At 38.4% G+C, this 19980-nt stretch carries 20 protein-coding genes; 13 read left to right on the plus strand and 7 right to left on the minus strand.

The window, feature by feature from the left end; genetic code table 11:
• The first annotated feature begins 36 nt into the window (after positions 1 to 36).
• The 3 genes from R8N23_RS11610 (at position 37) to R8N23_RS11620 (ending at position 3071) form a co-directional block, all read left to right on the plus strand.
• Positions 37 to 1128, plus strand: a complete 1092-nt coding sequence (locus tag R8N23_RS11610) for an acyltransferase family protein (RefSeq protein WP_318171766.1) — start codon at positions 37 to 39, stop codon at positions 1126 to 1128.
• Positions 1129 to 1236: 108 nt separating this feature from the next.
• On the plus strand, positions 1237 to 2094 hold the full coding sequence (locus R8N23_RS11615; RefSeq protein WP_318171767.1) for a hypothetical protein: 858 nt from the start codon (positions 1237 to 1239) through the stop codon (positions 2092 to 2094).
• Positions 2094 to 3071 carry an ROK family protein gene (locus tag R8N23_RS11620; RefSeq protein WP_318171768.1) on the plus strand — a complete coding sequence of 326 codons (978 nt, stop codon included), beginning with the start codon at positions 2094 to 2096 and terminating at the stop codon, positions 3069 to 3071. The genes R8N23_RS11615 and R8N23_RS11620 overlap by 1 nt, the downstream gene beginning before the upstream one ends.
• On the opposite strand, the gene R8N23_RS11625 is transcribed toward R8N23_RS11620, so the two are convergent.
• The 5 genes from R8N23_RS11625 to R8N23_RS11645 all read right to left on the minus strand — a co-directional run bounded on the left by R8N23_RS11625 (position 3068) and on the right by R8N23_RS11645 (position 8362).
• Positions 3068 to 5599, minus strand: a complete 2532-nt coding sequence (locus R8N23_RS11625) for a PAS domain S-box protein (RefSeq protein WP_318171769.1) — start codon at positions 5597 to 5599, stop codon at positions 3068 to 3070. The genes R8N23_RS11620 and R8N23_RS11625 overlap by 4 nt on opposite strands.
• 97 nt (positions 5600 to 5696) lie before the next feature.
• Complete coding sequence (locus R8N23_RS11630; protein ID WP_318171770.1) at positions 5697 to 6752, minus strand: hypothetical protein; 1056 nt, start codon at positions 6750 to 6752, stop codon at positions 5697 to 5699.
• Between the two features lie 45 nt (positions 6753 to 6797).
• Positions 6798 to 7313, minus strand: a complete 516-nt coding sequence (locus R8N23_RS11635) for a hypothetical protein (protein WP_318171771.1) — start codon at positions 7311 to 7313, stop codon at positions 6798 to 6800.
• Positions 7314 to 7335: 22 nt separating this feature from the next.
• Entirely contained in the window at positions 7336 to 7779 is a 444-nt protein-coding gene (locus R8N23_RS11640) for a hypothetical protein (RefSeq protein ID WP_318171772.1), read from the minus strand.
• Between the two features lie 43 nt (positions 7780 to 7822).
• Positions 7823 to 8362, minus strand: a complete 540-nt coding sequence (locus R8N23_RS11645) for a sigma-70 family RNA polymerase sigma factor (RefSeq protein ID WP_318171773.1) — start codon at positions 8360 to 8362, stop codon at positions 7823 to 7825.
• A 203-nt stretch (positions 8363 to 8565) separates the two neighbouring features.
• Here R8N23_RS11645 and R8N23_RS11650 point away from each other — a divergent pair, with 203 nt between their 5' ends.
• The 7 genes from R8N23_RS11650 to lepB all read left to right on the plus strand — a co-directional run bounded on the left by R8N23_RS11650 (position 8566) and on the right by lepB (position 16464).
• Positions 8566 to 10200, plus strand: coding sequence for a CTP synthase (locus R8N23_RS11650; RefSeq protein ID WP_318171774.1), 1635 nt, complete (start codon positions 8566 to 8568; stop codon positions 10198 to 10200).
• A gap of 4 nt (positions 10201 to 10204) precedes the next feature.
• A complete protein-coding gene (gene yidC / locus R8N23_RS11655) occupies positions 10205 to 12040 on the plus strand; it encodes a membrane protein insertase YidC (protein WP_318171775.1) in 1836 nt (611 codons plus the stop codon).
• 188 nt (positions 12041 to 12228) lie between these two features.
• Positions 12229 to 13011 carry an AAA family ATPase gene (locus tag R8N23_RS11660; RefSeq protein WP_318171776.1) on the plus strand — a complete coding sequence of 261 codons (783 nt, stop codon included), beginning with the start codon at positions 12229 to 12231 and terminating at the stop codon, positions 13009 to 13011.
• Positions 13012 to 13041: 30 nt separating this feature from the next.
• A complete protein-coding gene (locus R8N23_RS11665; RefSeq protein WP_318171777.1) occupies positions 13042 to 13956 on the plus strand; it encodes a ParB/RepB/Spo0J family partition protein in 915 nt (304 codons plus the stop codon).
• Positions 13957 to 13963: 7 nt separating this feature from the next.
• Positions 13964 to 14560 carry a DUF5683 domain-containing protein gene (locus R8N23_RS11670; RefSeq protein ID WP_318171778.1) on the plus strand — a complete coding sequence of 199 codons (597 nt, stop codon included), beginning with the start codon at positions 13964 to 13966 and terminating at the stop codon, positions 14558 to 14560.
• 57 nt (positions 14561 to 14617) lie between these two features.
• Positions 14618 to 15331 carry a 4-hydroxy-tetrahydrodipicolinate reductase gene (dapB, locus tag R8N23_RS11675; RefSeq protein WP_318171779.1) on the plus strand — a complete coding sequence of 238 codons (714 nt, stop codon included), beginning with the start codon at positions 14618 to 14620 and terminating at the stop codon, positions 15329 to 15331.
• A gap of 41 nt (positions 15332 to 15372) precedes the next feature.
• A complete protein-coding gene (gene lepB, locus R8N23_RS11680; protein ID WP_318171780.1) occupies positions 15373 to 16464 on the plus strand; it encodes a signal peptidase I in 1092 nt (363 codons plus the stop codon).
• A 57-nt stretch (positions 16465 to 16521) separates the two neighbouring features.
• Here the strand turns inward: lepB and ung are convergent, their stop codons facing one another.
• Positions 16522 to 17184, minus strand: a complete 663-nt coding sequence (ung, locus tag R8N23_RS11685; RefSeq protein ID WP_318171781.1) for a uracil-DNA glycosylase — start codon at positions 17182 to 17184, stop codon at positions 16522 to 16524.
• Between the two features lie 80 nt (positions 17185 to 17264).
• On the opposite strand from ung, the gene apaG reads away from it, so the two are divergent.
• From apaG to R8N23_RS11700, 3 genes are all read left to right on the plus strand, one after another.
• A complete protein-coding gene (gene apaG / locus R8N23_RS11690; protein ID WP_084370606.1) occupies positions 17265 to 17651 on the plus strand; it encodes a Co2+/Mg2+ efflux protein ApaG in 387 nt (128 codons plus the stop codon).
• A gap of 14 nt (positions 17652 to 17665) precedes the next feature.
• Positions 17666 to 18454: a class I SAM-dependent methyltransferase gene (locus R8N23_RS11695; protein WP_318171782.1), complete on the plus strand. Its 789-nt coding sequence runs from the start codon at positions 17666 to 17668 to the stop codon at positions 18452 to 18454.
• 76 nt (positions 18455 to 18530) lie between these two features.
• On the plus strand, positions 18531 to 19460 hold the full coding sequence (locus R8N23_RS11700) for a chromosome segregation protein SMC (RefSeq protein ID WP_318171783.1): 930 nt from the start codon (positions 18531 to 18533) through the stop codon (positions 19458 to 19460).
• Here the strand turns inward: R8N23_RS11700 and R8N23_RS11705 are convergent, their stop codons facing one another.
• Entirely contained in the window at positions 19461 to 19886 is a 426-nt protein-coding gene (locus R8N23_RS11705; RefSeq protein WP_318171784.1) for a DoxX family protein, read from the minus strand. It lies immediately after the preceding gene.
• Positions 19887 to 19980: the final 94 nt, after the last annotated feature.

The raw sequence follows: 19980 nt of genomic DNA on the forward strand, positions 1-19980 counted from the left end.
GTGAATTGTTCACCGAGCCAACATAAACCTTCCAATTTGAATAAAGATAGACTCCTTAGCCTTGATGTTTTTAGAGGTCTCACTATAGCTGCCATGATATTGGTCAATGACCCAGGATCTTGGTCATATGTCTATTCGCCTCTGCTTCATGCTAAATGGCATGGTTGTACACCGACAGATTTAATATTTCCCTTTTTCCTTTTTATGGTTGGCATAGCTGTATCTCTAGGCAAACCAAAAACAGGTGAGGATCGAAAACTGATAACTAGAAAAATTCTAAAAAGGAGTTTGTATCTGTTTCTAATTGGTCTTTTTCTAAACGGCTTTCCGTACTTCGAATTATCTACATTCAGAATCCCCGGCGTATTGCAGCGTATAGCTTTGGTTTTTCTTGCGATTGCTTTGATGCACCATTATGTAAAGGATAGCGTTCAAATAATAGTAGGGGGTATTTTGCTTGTAGGATATTGGATAATCATGGACTTTGTGTCGGTTCCAGGTATTGGCGCAGCCAATCTAGAACCAGAAACTAATTTTGCGGCATGGTTTGATCGCCTTTTCCTTTCTGGGCATATGTGGCGTTTGAGTGAGACGTGGGACCCGGAGGGATTGCTGAGCACTTTGCCGGCTGTGGTTACTGGATTGCTGGGAGTTTTTACAGGGAAACTATTGTTCACGGCAGAGGATAAATCTAAAGGACTTAGTCAAATTTTTGTGCTTGGCAATGTATTGATAGGAGTGGCTCTTGGGTGGAATATGATCTTCCCAATTAACAAGAGCTTATGGACAAGCTCTTTTGTTCTATACACAGGAGGAATTGCCATGAATTTTTATGGCATACTCTTTTGGCTACTTGATATAAAAAAGTTCCGCTCCAAGCTAACTTTTCCATTTGAAGTTTTTGGATCCAATGCCATCACAGCATATGCTTTATCTGGAGTGCTAGCTTCTCTTTTTGGGATATTACCCCTAGCGGATAGTTCTATCCATCAAGTGTTGTATGATGGACTGGTAAGTATTTTTGGTGATTATTATTTTGCGTCTTTTGTATATGCAATTGGATTTGTCGCCTTGTGTTACCTCCCAATATTATTATTGTATCGAAAGAAGATTTTTATCAAAGTATAGCAGGAATTAGAAATGTCATAATAATTTTAAATTTTATTGTAATTCCATTTAAGAAAATGAAGTAAATAGGAGTTTACAATTAGATTTGAAAATTAGTCAATAGATCATATGATACTTATAGGAACAAGCGGATCATCTAAATGCGACTGGCAGCTTATTGAGGGCAATGAAACTGTTCTGAATATGAGTTCCAGTGGTATCAATCCGTATTTTCATACCGAAGATATCATAGAAGTATCTGTTCGCTCTTTGAACGAATTACTTGAACATACCGAAGAGATAGAAGTAGTATTTTTCTACGGTAGTGGATGTTCCAGTAAGAAACTTCAAAACATTGTAGAAAGAGCATTGGCTAAGGTATTTGTCCAGTCTCACATTTATGTCAATCATGACATTGTAGCGGCTGCTTTTGCCACTTATGACGGCACGCCAAGTTTTACATGTCTGATGGGTACAGGTGCTAATTCTTGTTTTTTCGATGGAGACATTGTGCGACAAGAAGTGCCGGGCATTGACTACGTCTTGGGAGATGAAGGAAGCGGAGCATATTTCGGTAAGATTTTGCTGCAGTCTTTTTTGAGAAAACAACTACCGCCTGAGATTGCAACAGCATTTGAACAAACATACAACATTACCAAGCATGATATATTGCAAAATGTCTACATGAAACCTTTTGCAAATGTGTATTTGGCCTCATTTTCCGAATTTATTCATCAACATATGGATCATCCATTTTTTAGAGTTATTCTGAAAGATGGAATACGAAAGTATGTCGAAATTTATTTAGAGTGTTATCCAGATCACAAGAACTACGCAGTTCATTTTGTGGGTTCTATACCCTTCTTTTTCGAAGACATTTTGAGAGAAATTTTAATTGAAAAAGAAATTGCTCTGGGTAAAATAATTAAAGAACCCATTGAGCATCTAGTACAATATCATATTAATAAACACTTCACTACAAAATAATGCTTGAATTAATAGTTGGAATAGATATAGGAGGTACCAGTACTAAATTCGGTCTGGTGGATACCTCAGGCAAGGTGAGAATACACAGTAGTATTGCTACTGATAATCCAGATATTAATGCCTATATCGCTGAATTAGCAAAAGCTATAAGAAACTCGGTAGATTCATTAGACGAAAATGTTGAACTGATTGGGGTAGGTGTAGGCGCACCAAACGGTAATTACAAAAAAGGTACTATTGAAGATGCGCCCAATCTGCCATGGTCTGGATCTATTCCAATTGCTGATTTACTTGAGTCAGAATTCAGTCTGCCTGTTAAATTGACTAATGATGCCAATGCGGCTGCCATGGGAGAGATGATGTTTGGCGGAGCCAAGGGCATGCAAGATTTTATCACTATTACGCTAGGCACTGGCCTTGGTTCTGGATTTGTGGCCAATGGCCAATTGATTCAGGGGCATGATGGTCACGCAGGTGAGTTAGGACATATTGCGTATAAAATTGGTGGTGGTCGTTTGTGTAAGTGTGGTAAAAAAGGATGTTTGGAAACTTATGTCTCGGCTACTGGCTTGAAACGTACGGTATACAAGTTATTAGCTGATCACCACATGGATAGTGAGTTGAAGCGATACAGTTTCGATGATTTAAACACCAAAATGGTGGCAGATGCAGCCAATAATGGAGATGTGGTGGCGAAGGAAGCGTTTGAGTATACAGGAAAGGTACTGGGTGCAAAACTAGCTGATGCAGTAGGCCATACGAGCCCAGAGGCTATCTTCATTATGGGTGGTTTGGCAAAAGCTGGTGGCCTAATATTCAAACCAACGATAAAGCATTTCGAGAAGAACTTACTTAATGTCTATCAAGGTAAAATTAAAATATTGCCTTCTGAGTTGGATAGTACACATACACCTATCATTGGTGCAGCTAGCTTGATTCTGGAGGATATAGAGAATAAAAAAAGCATTCCGGTCTAACCGGAATGTTTTGTAGTATCTATTATAGGAAGATTAATGGTGAATTTGGTGAATTTTCCTTCTTTGGATAAGAGCTCAATAGATCCGTTCATTTTTTCAACTGTTTCTTTGATGATATAAAGACCTAGTCCAGCTCCTTTGGACCTGTCGCTAGCGCGATAAAACATATCGAAAATTTTACCTTGACTGGAATGTTCGATCCCAACACCGTTGTCCTCTACAATTATGGCTAGTTGATTTTTTCCTTTTTGTTCAATTATAGAAATGTCTATGTTTTGAGATGATTTATTCAGATCCTGATATTTTATAGCATTTGAAATCAGGTTGGCCAGAATCACTTCAATCCTGCGTTTATCCGAGACAAATTTTGATTTCAACTTTACCTTCAAATTGAACAAGACGTGCTGATAACCTTCCATATGAATCATGTTATTGATGATTTCATTGGTCAGGGATTTAAAGTCAATTTCATTTTGTTGAACTTCTAATCTTGAGTTTCTGGAATAGTCCAAAATATCCATAATAAACTTGTCGAGTCGCTCGACGCTGGTTCTTATCATGTTTAGATATTTCATCAAAGTAGGAGATGGATTCTCTGATTCAGAGATATTTACTAAACCCTTGATAGATAGGAGTGGCGCACGCAAATCATGTGATACGCTGTATACAAATCGGTCCAACTCGAAGTTTACTTTTTTGAGTTCTTCTATTTGTTGAACCAGCTGTTCTTGGGTGTGTTTTCTAGCAGTAATATCTTCTACAGAACCTTCAAACCGCAACGGAGCCCCGTTTTCATCTACAGTAAATTTGAGGTGATTTCTAACCCAGAAAATCTCTCCATTTTTCTTATAACTCCGATATTCTGCTTCAATCTTAGTCTTGCCTGCTTTTAGTTGCTCTCGGATAGCTTGTCTATCTTTTTGATCTACAAAAAATTGAAGGGCTGGTTCTTTGACTTGATCTAACATTTGTGCAGGCGAGCCATAACCATACATTTTTGCCATGGCTGGATTTACGGTGAGTAATGAGCCATTGCCACCTCCAAGCCCAATATATATGCCTTCTGCGGAATTTTCGAATAAGTTTTTATAATCAGATTCAGCTTTGATTTTATCACTGATATCTCGGAATGACCATACTCTACCAATGTTGGTATTGTCAAGTATCATTGGGACTGAATGTCTTTCGAAAATCTTTCCATTCTTTAAATGAATTAGTCGCGTGTGTACCTCATCAGATTGGAATAGTTCTCGTACTTCTAAAAGAACGTTTTGAGCATCTTCTATTTGATCAAGGATGAATGCTGAGACTTCCTCAAATGCTGCAGACATGATATAGTCCTGATCAATTCCCCATTGTTCACAAAATCTTTGATTGGCCTCAAGAATGTGACCTTTGCTGCTGGTAGCAAGGATGCCATCATCCGTAGATTCCAGAATGGCTCTTAGATAGGAGGTTTGTTTTTCTTCTATGTTTTTTTGATCCACAAGAGATGTGCGGTCGAATATGTGAGCACAGAACAATGCCTCTTTCCCTTCATTTAGGGCTAAAATGGATAATTCAATGGGAATAATAGTTCCATTTCTGTGTTGGGCTACAGTCTCTACTCTTGGGTTAGGCAAAGGTGGAATGCCTACTTTTACATAATTCTCGATACCAATGTTATGTTTATCGTGATATTCTGCTGGGATAATTGTCTCTGTTAGCTTCTTTCCAATTATTTCGTCGGCTTTCCATCCAAAGGTTTTTTCTGCCTGGGGATTCCAAAAGGAAATAACACTGTTTTTGTCATACCAAATGGAAGCTTCAAAAGAAGCGTTAGCCAAATTGTTACGTAATTCATTGGCAGATTTCAATTTTTTTATCGATCGCATGGCATACCTTGTAGTTAGGCCAATTACGATAATAATCAGGGCACTGTTGGTGATAAATAACCAACTATCTAGCTTTCGAGCAGTAATGCCAAGTACTTCACTAAAATCTTCTTCTATATGGGTCAATTCAGAAGATAGCTGAGCTATTTGTTTAAGAGCATTCAATAAATCTTGCTCAGACCAATGTTCACCTTGTAATTTTTCTCGGTATTCAAGGCCTAGGTGGTACAGCTCTCCAATCAGCTGGTCTCCATAAGACCAAAGTGAAATGGCTTCCCTCATAAAAGATACAGTATTAAAGCTTCTAAAGAGCCAAATCATTCTCTCAATATCTGCTTCATGATTTTTTCCCTGCAATAGCCTCTTTTTTATTTCTTGCCTATCCAGATCATTTTGCATGGCGATTCGAGCTAAACTATCTCCAATAGGCACATTCATATCGGAAAGAAACTGATCCCAATAGTGCTCTTCTTTGGATGTTAAATAGAGAATAAGGTGGTTGGAGGCCGCTTTTTGACCTTTGGAATATTGAGATTCGCCATTGATGTAGGCTCTTACTGCAGAGGTGGTTTTTAATGTGTAGTAGTTGACGCTAATCAAAATAGCACAAACAGCTAGTAGGATAGTAAGTGCGGTGATTCGAATAGTAGTCATGAATGGACCAAATTGGTTAGTAGTCTGCCTATCATCAGGTAGATCGTGTTATTACTACAATATACTAAATGGAAAAATAATGTTGGCAACTTCGGCCTTATTGATTTGATTTTGTTTGGCTTATTACCAGATTGTAGGTAATAGCAAATCCAAAATAGCCATTCGATTCAAATTCATATTCTGCACCATCCAAATTTCTCGGGATATTATAGTTGTAGCTCAAATAGAAGTTAACTTTTTTAGTTTCAAACAAAATGGGAAGAGTCAGATAGTAGTTCATTAAACTAAAAGTGTCTTCGGTAGAATTGGAAAGAAAAAGGTATTCATAGGCTTGGGATTGAAAGGCATTGAGCTCTTCTCCTGAATTAACAGCATCCCTGAGTCTAACGAGAAAACCTGCAGTCGTATTGGTGTATCCGGCTTGGCGTAGTCGATCAGCAAAAAATATCATTTCCCGATCACTGGAATTTTGAAATCTGGTCAAATGATTGGTTCGGGTATATTGGGTTGTGATATTTTGGTTTCCAAAAAGCACGGCGACGGAAGGTAGGACTGTTATTTTTTTGAATGGTTTAAACCCTTTAAAACCAAAATTCCCTGTCAAATTCCAAATCAGGCGATGAGCCGTTTCAGACCCAAAGGAAAAAGAATAATCTAAGCCGGTATAAGCATATTTAAAGTCCTGTGTTATTGAACCACCAAGTGAGTTAGTAAGTGTTTGAGTATCGTCTTTTTCTGAAAAGAATGAATGATCATACGAAAGGTTGTAGGTAGTTTTTTGGGCAATTTGTCCAATGTAGCCAATGGTTAGAACGGTGAGATTATACTTAGGGTCAAATTCACTATTCCAAAAGCCTGTGGCATCTGCATACAAGCCAGAGTGATGGTAAAAGGATATACCAGGAGTCAATCCTTGTTGATCAATGCCGAAATCTCGACCAGCAGAGGTCACTCGGCTTGAATATCCCATTCTTACCTGTAGTTGAGACTGTTTGGGTGTTGGTTTTAATAACTCATCGATTAATGCAAACAATGAGGCTGAATCTGCTTCGTTTTCGAATATGGCGTCTAACTCAGCGTCAAGTTTAGCCAATTCCTCTTTGAGCTCATTTTGGGCATAGCAAGGAATGGACAAACTGAACAATCCTACCAAACAAGTGGATAATATGGTTAAAGTACAAAGACGCAAATACTAGAATTAGTTGTTTCGCTTATTTCTCATTCGCTCATTGTTTTGCCTTCTGAGCTGATCATTTGAGTTTTGTTGTTGCTGTCTTCTTTGATCCAAACGGTCCAAAAGCATTCTTTTAAAATCTCTCTCTGCATTTTGCAGATTCATCAGTTGTTTCGAATCTATCACTTGCAGCATTCGATCCGAATACTCACCTTCCAGTTTCAACTGTCTTTCTTTTACTTCTCTACCCAACTTGAGCATTTCCTTCGTTTCTTGCTCAGTAGCTGTTTCAGGGTTGAAATCTCGTCTTGCTTGAGCAAACGCTTGATGGTTCTCTCTTCGCTTTTGACTATACTCATTGTAAATAGGCCAAAACTTTTGTGCGTCTTCAGGTGTGAGTCCCAGTCGTTCACTTATCAGCGCAATTTTTGCTGACTCTATTTTCTGTCTGGCTTCATCATTTTGAGCATGAACAAGAGTTGCCAAGCACAGTAAAAGTGTTGTAAAAAGCAGTTTTTTCATTGTTACAAATATATCCATGGCTTTCGCTATTATATAGGTCTTACATGATTTCTGTTGAATAATCGAGTTCGGAATAGATGGTTTCCAGATCCTCATTTGATAAATCTTCATTTATCATTTCCGTTTCCAGATCTTCTAATTCTTCCAGGAAAAAGTTTTCATCCACAGAAGCTATTATTTCATCGGTACTAATATCTTCTTCATATAAATAGTCTATCAGGTCTTCAGTTTCAATAGATGCCAGAAGCTGTTCAGCTGTTGGTCTGGTATCTTGTGGGTATATGATCCAGCCAATTAAAAAAATAGCAATCGCAGCGGACATACTCCATACCATCTGCATTCTAGTTATGAAAGCAGGGGAGGTTGGTTCTTTTTGATCATTAATCCTGGTTTGAATTTTCAAAGGCAGATCTTCAAAATAGCCATCAGGTACTTGATGAATGCTTTTGCGTTCAAGCGATTCGATATCTATTTTCTTTTTCATAATATAAGCGTCTGAGGATTAGACATTCAAATGTGTAGATGGTTTAATCCAGGTTCATATATTGTTCGATTTTTTTTACAGCCAAGTGATAACTGGCCTTTAATGCCCCCTCACTGGTGTTCGTAATCTTGGCTATTTCTTTAAATTTCATTTCGTCAAAATATTTCATGTTAAAGACTAAACGTTGTTTGTCTGGAAGTTTCAATAAGGCTTTTTGCAATTTGAGCTGAATTTCTTCACCACTAATATGAGCGCTTTGGTCCAATTTGTTAGCTAATTCCCCAGCCACATCGTTGATAGGTAGAAAGAACTTATTTCTTTTCTTTTTCAAGAAATTCAAACACTCATTAGTAGCTATTCGGTAAATCCAAGTATATAAACTGGAGTCCTCTCGAAACTTGTGAATGTTGTTCCAAACCTTAATAAATACATCTTGAACCAGGTCATCGGAGTCATCATGATCAATAACCATCTTTCTGATATGCCAATAGATTCTTTCTTGATACTCACGTACCAGCAAGTTGAACCCATGATTCCGGCTCTCCTCATTGCTGAGTTTTTCTATTAATTCTTGGTCAGTCAAAGTAGTGCAATTTGCAACTTAGATGCATGCTATCAGTAAAGGTTTAAAATTGTATTTAAAAATTTTAAAATTATCCTGTTTCGATTGACTCAAACTTCCTGTTTTTGTCACACTTCTCAAAATAATATCTAGTCCGTCCAAAGATTATTGCAGCGAATGCCATACCTTTGAGCCCCGTAACAGAAGTTTCGAATTCACATCAAATGACATCAACAAAATACATTTTCGTTACGGGTGGAGTAACCTCTTCTCTTGGTAAAGGAATCATTTCAGCATCTTTAGGTAAGTTACTGCAAGCCAGAGGGTTTTCAGTTACGATTCAAAAATTAGACCCATATATCAACGTTGATCCTGGTACGCTCAATCCTTATGAGCACGGAGAATGTTATGTTACAGACGATGGAGCCGAAACTGATCTTGACCTCGGTCACTACGAAAGATTTTTGAATGAGCCTACCTCTCAGGCTAATAATGTGACTACCGGGCGTATTTATTATAATGTCATAAAAAAAGAAAGAGAGGGAGAGTTTTTAGGAAAGACTGTGCAAGTAGTTCCTCATATTACTGACGAAATCAAAGAAAGCATCTACAGACTGGGAAAGACCGAGAAATATGATTTCGTAATTACCGAAGTAGGTGGTTGTGTAGGTGATATCGAGTCTCTACCATTTATTGAGGCTATGAGACAAGCTCGTTTTGAGTTAGGGCCTACTAATGCAATCAACATTCATTTGACATTGGTGCCATATTTGGCGGCTGCTGGTGAGTTAAAAACAAAGCCTACGCAGCATTCAGTAAAGCAGCTATTGGAGGCAGGAGTGCAACCAGATATTTTAGTATGCCGAAGTGAGCACAAGTTAAATGCGGACCTTAGAAGAAAAATAGCTCTGTTTTGCAACGTGCCTGTTAATTGTGTAATAGAAGCGCAAGATGCTGACACAATCTACGATGTGCCATTATTGATGAGAAAGGAAAAACTTGATGAAAGAGTGCTTTCTCGTATGAAATTTTCCTACAAAAAGGAGCCAGGTTTGGAGCATTGGAAGACATTCTTAGGGAAACTAAAAAATCCTGTGAATGAAATCAATATTACCGTAGTGGGTAAATATGTTGAACTTCAGGATGCTTATAAGTCTATTTCTGAAGCATTTGTTCATGCAGGAGCAGAGAATGAATGTAAGGTAAAAGTGAAATGGCTTTCTTCTGAGGATGTTACACCAGATAATGCGGCCAAACAGCTGGAAGGTGTAGATGGCTTATTAGTAGCGCCAGGCTTTGGAGAAAGAGGTATTGAAGGGAAAATTGAGGCGATCAGAATAGCACGAGAAGAAGGTATTCCATTCTTCGGTATTTGTTTGGGTATGCAATGTGCCAGTATCGAGTTTGCACGAAATGTGCTTGGGCATAAAGATGCCAACTCTAAGGAGATGGTAGAGAAATTGAAGCATCCGATCATAGATATCATGGAAGATCAAAAGAACATCACTGAGATGGGTGGTACCATGAGACTAGGTGCTTATGATTGTCAAATAAAAAAAGGAACTAAGGCGTATAACGTCTATGGACAAGCCAAAATACAAGAGCGTCACAGACACAGGTATGAATTTAACGATGCTTATTTGAAGGATTTTGAAGACAATGGAATGATTGCTTCTGGAAGAAATCCTAAAACGAACTTGGTTGAGATCATCGAATTGAAGGAGCATCGATGGTTCGTGGGTGTTCAGTTTCACCCGGAATTGAAGAGTACAGTGCTCAACCCACACCCGCTTTTTGTGAAATTTGTAAAAGCGGCCCTATCATATAAGAAAGATAATTTATCAGAAAACAATAATTAATTAAATGGATAAAAATCAGATCACAGGTCTGGTCTTGATGCTTGCATTGATGACCATATATTTTCAATTTTTCGCTCCGGAAGTTCCTGAGCAGCCTGTTGAAACAGAAACCATTGAAGCTACAAGTCCTGACGCGGTTCAGGATGCACAGATAAATAGCGCAGCGCCTTTGGCAGTAAATGATTCGTTGACTTCAGCCATTCACAGAGAGCGCTATGGGATTTTTGCTCCGTTCGCAACTGGCGAGGCTAAAGAAATTGAAATCGAGAATGAGTCAGTGAAGATCATTCTTACGAGTAAAGGCGGTGTTGTTAAAAGGGTAGAACTTAAGGACTACTTGACTTATGACAAAGACCCATTGATATTGATTGACAGGAATAGTAGCCAATCAGACTTGCTCTTTACTAGTAACTACAAGCCAATCAATGTTTCGGAGCTGTACTATAAGGCTGATTACAATAAGGTGAAAGTAGAGGGAACAGATTCATTGACTGTGAGCTTTACAGTGGCCCTGGAAAACGGAAGATATTTAGAGCATAAGTATACATTAGGTGGAACAGGTTTTCAATTGCGCTACGAGATCAACTTAGTTGGTATGGATGGTGTAATCGATAACCAAGACGCACAATTAACTTGGGTGGATAACATGAAAAATGTGGAGCACACCCTTAAAGAATCAAGAGCAAAGACCACCATCAATTATCAGCCTATCGGTGACGATTTTGATGATCTCGGAATAGGCGAAGGAGCAGAGTCGGAAACCATTGAGCAAGGATTAAAATGGTTTGCTTTTAAGCAGCGATTCTTTTCAGCTGCCTTGATTGCTGATAATAAAATTGGTAAATCCACACTGAGCACAATTGTAGATCCAGCGGATAGTTCTACAGTAAAAACAGGTACAGCTGTCTTGTCGTTGCCTATTGGTGATTTGAAAACCGGAAAAGGACGTTTCCAATATTACTTTGGGCCAAATGATTATACAGTTCAGAAAAAGGTAGTTGATGGTTTTGAACAAAATGTAGACCTTGGATGGTTTATCTTCAGGTTAGTTAACAAATGGCTGATCATTCCAATCTTCAACTTATTGGAAGGCGTAATTTCTAACTATGGTATTATTATTATCATTTTAGTATTCGTGATCCGTCTGATTTTGGCTCCTTTGACTTACAAGTCGCATATGTCAATGGCTAAGATGAAAGTCTTAAAGCCGGAGATGGATGCCATCAAAGAGAAACATGATGGAGATATGCAAAAGTCTCAGCAGGAGACTATGGAGCTTTATCGCAAAGCGGGAATTAACCCACTAAGTGGATGTATTCCCGTATTGCTTCAATTTCCTTTCTTGCTGGCGATGTTCAACTTCTTTCCGAACTCGATCGAGTTGAGACAGCAGGCATTCTTATGGGCATCGGATTTATCTACTTATGATAATGTATTGAATCTGCCTTTTGAGATTCCATTTTATGGATCGCACGTGAGTTTGTTCTGTTTATTAATGACAGGATCTACTTTGCTTTATACTTGGTCAAATAGCCAGATGAATACGCAAATGCAGGGGCCAATGAAATCCATGCAGTACATGATGCCGATTATGTTCTTGTTCTTTTTGAATAGCTTCTCTGCAGGTTTAACCTTCTATTATTTTGTTTCGAACATTGTGTCATTCGGACAAATGGCATTGTTTAGAAAGTTTGTTGATGAAGACAAGATTCTTCGAGTGATGGAAGAGAATAGGAAAAAGAATGCGAATAAAAAGAAATCTAAATTTCAGCTCAAACTGGAAGAGGCCATGAAGGCAGGCGAAGAACAGCGCAAGCAAAAAGGCAAGAAAAAGAAGTAAATTTAAAGTCCCGCATCTAGCGGGACTTTTTCGTTTCTAGACGTTTAGGTATTTATCAACATTTTGATGTGGAGAAGTTTCCATATACAAATGAAAGAAATGCGAAAACGAAAATTATATTTGCCAAGGTCGATGAAGTGTAACTATCGACTCATTGACAATTTTCATTAAATCTGACAACGAGCTTTATGGGTAAGATCATCTCAATTGCAAATCAAAAAGGTGGAGTAGGTAAAACTACTACAGCGATTAATCTAGCAGCTAGTTTAGCAGCACTGGAATACAAAACGCTTCTAGTAGATGCTGATCCTCAGGCGAATTCTACGTCAGGTATCGGTGAAGACCCCAAGCAAGTGAAGGCTGGGATATACGAATGTATGGTGGATGCTATTGATCCGTATGAGTGTATTATCAAATCTGAAATCAATTATTTGGATTTGTTGCCGTCTCATATCGACTTGGTCGGTGCTGAGGTCGAGTTGGTCAACTACGATGAGCGTGAGATGAAAATGAAAGCTTCTTTGGAGGCTATCAGAGAAGATTATGACTTCATCATTATAGATTGCTCGCCTTCTTTAGGTTTGATTACTGTCAATGCACTTACCGCTTCAGATTCAGTTATAATCCCTGTACAGTGTGAATATTTCGCTTTGGAAGGATTAGGTAAGCTTTTGAATACGATCAAAATTATTCAATCCAGGTTGAATCCTGAATTGGAGATCGAAGGTATCTTGCTGACCATGTATGATATGAGATTAAGATTGTCTAATCAGGTAGTGGAAGAAGTAACCACTCATTTCAAATCAATGGTATTTGATACCTTGATCCCAAGAAACATCAAGCTGAGTGAGTCTCCAAGTTTTGGATTGCCAGCGATCTCGCATGATGCGGAAAGTAAGGGTGCGATTAGTTACCTGAATCTTGCGAATGAGATTGTAGCCAATAATGAACAATTGGCTGAAATGGCCTAAGATCTGCTGATCAACAAAATAATTACTTAGATGAGCCAAAAGAAAGCAAATAAGAGGAACGCGTTAGGTAGAGGGTTAGGTGCACTATTGAGTGATGACGGTGGTGGAGACAAGAACGTATTGGCTAAAAAGCCACTCCGAGAAAGAAGTGCTTCTGCTGGTAGTATTTCGGAAATCAATCTAGATCAGATTGAGGTCAATCCATTCCAACCAAGAACAGACTTTGATCAGGAGGCACTGCAAGAGCTTTCTGAATCTATCAAGATACAGGGTATTATTCAGCCCATCACAGTAAGAAAATTGAATAACAAATCTTTCCAATTAATCTCAGGGGAAAGAAGGTTTCAAGCAAGTAAATTAGCCGGTCTGGACAAGGTACCAGCCTATATCAGGACAGCCGATGATCAGCAAATGCTTGAGATGGCTCTGATTGAAAACATCCAGCGTCAGGATTTGAATGCGATGGAAGTTGCCTTGAGTTATCAACGATTACTTTCTGAATGTGATTTGAAACAAGAACAACTTGGAGATAGAGTTGGAAAGAAAAGATCAACGGTAAACAACTATTTGCGGCTTTTGAAGTTGCCACCAGATATTCAGGCAGCAGTCAGAGATGGTAAGATTTCTATGGGGCACGCCAGAGCGTTGATCAATGTAGAAGACACTACACTGCAATTAGACTTGCTCAAAAAGATTCTAAATGAAGATCTTTCGGTCAGAAAAGTAGAGGCATTGGTGAAGCAAGCGTCATTCCCTGACGAGCCACAGGAAGAGCCTGCACAAAAAGTAGTAAGTAAAGAGATATTAAGTGTTCAAGACAAGTTATCTTCGCACTTTGGGACGAAAATAAATATCGCCTCGAAAGATAACAATAAAGGAGAGATCAAAATACCTTTTACATCCGTTACGGAATTGAATCGTATTTTGGAAATCATTGACGCTTAACTATAGAGTGAAATCATCGGTACTAGTTTGGATAGGATGCTTGATCATCAGCGTTTCAGCTGTAGCTCAAAATGAAACGATCATTCGAGCGAATACTGACACTACCATAGTGGCTACTGATCTAGGCGGAATAGAAACTTTTCAAAGCAAATCAACTTTAGATCCAGACAAGGCAGCGCTTTATGCCGCTGTATTCCCGGGTCTGGGTCAGATGTACAATAAACAATATTGGAAACTACCTATCCTTTATGGAGGGGCCATAGTTATTGGTCATTTCATTAAGTACAACAATGACTTTTATAATGCTTTTCGAAATGCTTATATAGCACAAACAGATGGAGATGATAGTACATTAAACCCATTTCCTCAGTTTAGTGAAGAAGCCCTACAGAGGAACGCAGAAAGATTTAAGCGAAATCGAGATTTCATGGTCATTATGGGAGTGGTATATTATCTAGTTCAGATCGTGGACGCTCATGTGTCTGCCCATTTAATCGAATTCAACATCAACGATGATTTGGCCTTGCAGCCAACATATTATCCTAGAGAGGAATACTTTGCCCAAAATGTAGGTATGTCTTTGGTTTTTAAATTGAGAAAATAGTAATAAATCAAAGGTAGCTGTAACTAATCAACTGTTAATTTTTTAAAACACTGAATAATGAACGTAGGACTGGTAGGGTATGGGAAAATGGGACAGGCCATTGAAAAAATACTTCTTTCTAAAGGACACACGATTTCAAAAATTATAAATATTGATAATGCAGAGGAGATCAATGAAATCACTCCATCTAATACCGATGTAGTCATAGAATTTACAGCACCCGAATCTGCGCTCAATAATATCAAATCAGTGCTTGGCAATAAAGTGCCTGTCGTATCAGGAAGTACGGGATGGTTGGAACATTATAATGATGTGGTGAACTTTTGTCAAGCACAAGACTCCGGATTTTTCTATGCATCAAATTATAGTTTAGGGGTTAACATTTTCTTTAAACTCAATGAACAACTTGCCAAGATGATGAATGGGCAGGGCTATCAAAGTTCAATGGTTGAAATCCATCACACACAAAAACTGGATGCACCGAGCGGAACAGCCATTACACTGGCAGAAGGTTTGATCGCAAACAGTGACGAAAAGAAAACCTGGGTGAATAATAAAACTCAAAACCCAGAAGAATTGGAAATTATTTCTGAACGAGTTGACCCAGCTCCAGGGACTCATGAAGTTACTTATGACTCAGCAGTAGATACTATCAAAATCAGTCACATTGCCCATAGTAGAGAAGGCTTTGCTCAAGGGGCAGTACTGGCTGCAGAATTTTTGACTGGAAAGAAAGGCGTCTTTTCTATGGATGACCTGCTAAAACTTTAGGATTCAGATTAAATCATATATTTGCCGAAATTAAATCAACTATGAATTGGAATTTTTTTAAACCCAAGAAGAAAGAAGAGAAGAAAGGACCTGTGAAAGAATGGGTAGATGCTATTGTATTTGCAGTAGTGGCGGCTACACTTATCCGATGGGCATTCATGGAGGCATTTACTATCCCTACACCATCGATGGAGAATTCGTTGTTGGTGGGTGATTTCTTGTTTGTAAGTAAGATTAACTATGGCCCAAGGACGCCAAAGACTCCTTTGCAGTTTCCTTTGACTCATGCTAAAATTTGGGGGACTAATATTCCATCCTATACCGATGCTATTCAATTGCCACAATTCAGATTTCCTGGATTCGGTGATGTAGAACGAAACGATGTAGTTGTATTTAATTACCCACCCGAATTTGAACACCCAACTGATCTTAAGACACATTACATTAAAAGGTGCGTAGCTATAGGAGGAGATACGATCGAAGTGAGAGATTCTCAAGTCTATGTAAATGGTGAAAAAGGAAAGAACCCAGAAGACATGCAGTTTGCTTATTACTTAAGAACGGATAGCAAAATCAATGACAGGGTGTTTAAAAAGAACGGAGTTTGGGACTACAATCGTGGAAGCAACAATGGGTTTTATCAGATGCATGCTCGTCCAGAAGACGCCAAGAAGTTTGAAAGCCTAGATTTTGTTGAAGAAGTGATACCTCACAAAGAGCCAGAAGATTTTGTCAACCCAAGAATATTCCCAAACGCAACCAGATTCCCATGGAATGCTGATTTTTATGGTCCATTGGTTATCCCGGCCGAGGGGATGACCATCGAATTGACTGAAGACAATGTGGCGATGTATGGCACTACTATACGCAATTATGAAGGACTCGATGATGTCGAATTGAAAGAGACCGAGTTATTCATTAATGGCGAAAAAGCCACTTCATATACATTCAATCAGAATTACTATTTCATGATGGGTGATAATCGTCACAACTCTGAAGATTCAAGGTTCTGGGGATTTGTCCCTGGCGACCATGTAGTAGGTGAGGCTTCATTTATATGGATGTCGATTGATCCTAATGAAAGCTTCTTAAGTAAAATCAGATGGTCTAGACTGTTTAACGGCATAAACTAAAAGACATTAACACAAGAGTCAAGGTAGAGTCTTATACCTTGATTCTTGTGTCAAATTTCACCACTCGATTTCTTTCAACCCATTACTCTTTAAATAAGTATTCGTCTTGCTGAAGTGCTTGTTTCCAAAGAAACCGCGATGGGCGGCGAATGGTGATGGGTGAGGAGATTCTAAAACATAGTGTTTAGATTTATCAATTAATTCTCCTTTGCGTTGAGCATACGCTCCCCAAAGCAAAAAGACCAGATTCTCCTTTTGTTCTGACAGCACTTTAATCACTGCATCAGTAAATTGCTCCCATCCTTTATTCTGATGTGATCCTGCTTCATGTGCACGAACGGTCAATGTCGCATTGAGCAATAAAATGCCTTGTTCGGCCCATCGGTTTAGGCAGCCATGAGCCGGTATGTCTATGTTTAGATCATCTTTTATCTCTTTAAATATGTTTTGTAAAGAAGGTGGCATACGCGTGCCTGCTTGAACAGAGAAGCATAAGCCATGAGCCTGACCTACACCATGATAAGGATCTTGGCCAAGTATGACGACCCGAGTTTTTTCAAATGGGCTTAGATCAAAAGCGCTAAATATGTTTTTGGCGGGTGGAAATATTTTATGGTTTTCATATTCAGACTTGACGAAGTCTGTCAGATTCTTAAAGTACTCAGCTTCAAATTCTCCTTGAAGTCTTGTCTTCCAGCTTTTTTCAATTTTTACATCCATTATTTTCGAAAATAAAATAAATTGACTTACTTGTACACTCAATCCTAATCCTATTTAACAATTGATAGTGATATTTTTTGATGGTTACAGAAATAACAAAAGGCATTAAAGTGAGCGTGGAGACGGAATACCAGCCAAAGTATTCCAGCCCCAGACAATTTCACTATGTCTTTACCTACAAGGTGACTATCGAAAACCAAAGTGAGCATACCGTTCAACTCAAATCAAGACACTGGTATATTAAAGATGCAGCCTATAGTGATCGTGAGATCGAAGGAGAGGGTGTAGTAGGTCAACAGCCTATTATTGAGCCAGGACAAGAGCATGTATATGTCTCTGGGTGTAATCTAAAAAGTGGTTTGGGTAAAATGATTGGAACCTACCTCATAGAACGAATCATTGACGGTAAAAAAATTGAAGTACGGATTCCAGAGTTCGTAATGGTAGTGCCCGACCGTTTCAATTAGATCAATTCCTTTTCTTGAATATTACAATAATCTTCTTTCGAATAATTCGATACATCAGGTATTGGCTTTTGGCCATGGATGAACATAGCCTACAGTCTCCTTATTTATTTAACCTTTATCAACAAGCACTAAATCCAGCAAGAAGGGGGCGGTTAAACAGTGCGGAAGTAGAGGCGCTTCGTAGAAGGCTTCACCATGATGAGAGAAAAATTGAATTGAATGCCTTCGGTTCAGGGTCAAGTATGTCTTCACCACGTTCAAAGCGTATCAAGAATATTGCCCGTTTAGGTATTACCAGCAAGAGTCAATCTGAAATCTTAGTCAATTTGCTGGAATATCAAGGTTCTAAAGTTGTGTTGGAGTTGGGTACTTCTTTGGGCGTAAATACTATTTATTTGAGTCGAGCCAAGGGAGTGGAACATGTAGTTACTGTGGATGGAAACACGGATTTGTGTGAAATCGCAAGAAGTCATTTTTCAGAACTGAAATTGCGAAACATTGAGCAGGTCAATTCAGATATAGATACATTTCTACAAGAACTGGATGGAACTTTTGATTTTATATACATAGATGCAAATCATACTTATGAGGCTACTAGGTGCTTTTTTTCGAAATCTCTACATCATTTATCTGACTCAGGAATAATTATACTCGATGATATTAATTGGTCTCCTGAGATGTCTAAAGCCTGGACTGAAATTCAAGACGAATATCCCGATCATCTTTATATTGAAAATGACAAAATTGGAATAGTATTTGCAAACGTAGAGTCTGTAAAGAGACATTACATTTTGAGGTTTTAAATTGTTCAAATGAGTGTTTTTGATGTAATTGCTTATGTGCAATTATCTTATATTTTTGCAGCTATATAATTCAACTATGGAAAATAAATCTTCAGCTTCGGAAGCAAGTCGTACGCCTGAAAAAGGTCAAAACAAAAGAATATTCACTGTCATTCTTGTCCTGCTTCTTTTGGCAGCTAGTGGAGCGTTTGTTTATAAATATTTAGAGTCTTCCGAATTGGCCAAACAAAACCAATTGACTCAGGAGCAGCTAGACCAAGCGTATAATGATTTGGACTCAATGAGCAATGAGCTAGATACTAGAATCCTCAAGATTGCTCAACTTGGTGGTGAGATTGATACGTTATTGCAAATCAAAACTCAGTTAGAAGAGGAAAAGAAAGCCTTTAGAAAAAAGGCATACAATCAGATCAATGATCTACAGGGAAAGGTTAATGGTTATAAAGAGCTTCTTTTAGCTCAAGATGAGGAAATTGAACGATTGAAAGTATTGAATGACTCTTTGATGGTTGAAAATACAGAATTGAAAGTGGCTGCCAACAACTTGAATGAGTCCATTAAAGATCTCAATCAAAGTAAAGCAAAGTTAGAGGAGAAGGTGGCCACAGCATCTAAGTTGAAAGTTGAAAAAGTTGAAATTCTAGCGATTAGCTCTAGTGGAAAAGAAAGACCTTCGCCGTTCAAAAATAGGCATATTGATCATTTAAAGATCAATTTTGAGATTGTTGAAAACAGAGTAGCTCCGATTGAAGGAAAAGGAATCCTGGTGAAAATCACCGGTCCGGATGGTAATGTTGTCTTTGATGTAGCGGCGGGTTCTGGTACTTTCATGTATGAAGGAAGAGAAAGCTTCTATACGGTAAAAAAGGACATCCTTTTTGATAGAAATAGCCAAGCCCTTACATTTTTGTATAATAAAGGAAGTGATTATGAACTTGGGAAGTACGTTTTAGAAGTCTTTACTGACGACTATAAAATGGGCGAAGCATCTTTCATCGTTAAATAGTTATTTTCCAAAGAAGGCCAAGACATTTGGTTTTTCATCCAGTAGGACCTTTGTACAGCACATAAGTACAATTAGGGCCATTACCATCAATTGACCACCGTCATTCCCTACAATTACACCAATAAAAAACAAGTGAGATAGGGTGGCACCAAACATGAGTATTACGCCAAGCAGCGCACCTAATCCGGCGTGTTTGGGCCAAAGTAAAAGGATGGAGGCTATCAATTCCAATACACCTGTGCTCACTCTGAAGAAAGCCTCAAAATCTCCGTGACCAAAAATTGAAATAGTTAGGTTTGTGAATAGTGCTTTCGATTCATTTAGAAAAGCTTCACCACCAATTCCAAATTTAAATAGCAAGGTCTCAAGCAGGATGATAGCGGCAATAAACCTAGGTAGATATTTGATGATATTCTTCAGTGTCATTTCTGCAATCCATGTATTTGACGTATAAGTTACAAGAATCTAATAAAATGAAGGCCTGTTTTGGACTTCAAAATTTTAGTGACTAACATTAATG

It is taken from the genome of Reichenbachiella sp. (assembly GCF_033344935.1).
Lineage (GTDB): Bacteria > Bacteroidota > Bacteroidia > Cytophagales > Cyclobacteriaceae > Reichenbachiella.

Coding starts and splice junctions, on each gene's coding strand:
- R8N23_RS11615 (WP_318171767.1), top strand. CDS start 1,237: ATGATACTTATAGGAACAAGCGGATCATCTAAATGCGACTGGCAGCTT.
- R8N23_RS11620 (WP_318171768.1), top strand. CDS start 2,094: ATGCTTGAATTAATAGTTGGAATAGATATAGGAGGTACCAGTACTAAA.
- R8N23_RS11625 (WP_318171769.1), bottom strand. CDS start 5,599: ATGACTACTATTCGAATCACCGCACTTACTATCCTACTAGCTGTTTGT.
- R8N23_RS11635 (WP_318171771.1), bottom strand. CDS start 7,313: ATGGATATATTTGTAACAATGAAAAAACTGCTTTTTACAACACTTTTA.
- R8N23_RS11640 (WP_318171772.1), bottom strand. CDS start 7,779: ATGAAAAAGAAAATAGATATCGAATCGCTTGAACGCAAAAGCATTCAT.
- R8N23_RS11650 (WP_318171774.1), top strand. CDS start 8,566: ATGACATCAACAAAATACATTTTCGTTACGGGTGGAGTAACCTCTTCT.
- yidC (WP_318171775.1), top strand. CDS start 10,205: ATGGATAAAAATCAGATCACAGGTCTGGTCTTGATGCTTGCATTGATG.
- R8N23_RS11660 (WP_318171776.1), top strand. CDS start 12,229: ATGGGTAAGATCATCTCAATTGCAAATCAAAAAGGTGGAGTAGGTAAA.
- R8N23_RS11665 (WP_318171777.1), top strand. CDS start 13,042: ATGAGCCAAAAGAAAGCAAATAAGAGGAACGCGTTAGGTAGAGGGTTA.
- dapB (WP_318171779.1), top strand. CDS start 14,618: ATGAACGTAGGACTGGTAGGGTATGGGAAAATGGGACAGGCCATTGAA.
- lepB (WP_318171780.1), top strand. CDS start 15,373: ATGAATTGGAATTTTTTTAAACCCAAGAAGAAAGAAGAGAAGAAAGGA.
- ung (WP_318171781.1), bottom strand. CDS start 17,184: ATGGATGTAAAAATTGAAAAAAGCTGGAAGACAAGACTTCAAGGAGAA.
- apaG (WP_084370606.1), top strand. CDS start 17,265: ATGGTTACAGAAATAACAAAAGGCATTAAAGTGAGCGTGGAGACGGAA.
- R8N23_RS11700 (WP_318171783.1), top strand. CDS start 18,531: ATGGAAAATAAATCTTCAGCTTCGGAAGCAAGTCGTACGCCTGAAAAA.
- R8N23_RS11705 (WP_318171784.1), bottom strand. CDS start 19,886: ATGACACTGAAGAATATCATCAAATATCTACCTAGGTTTATTGCCGCT.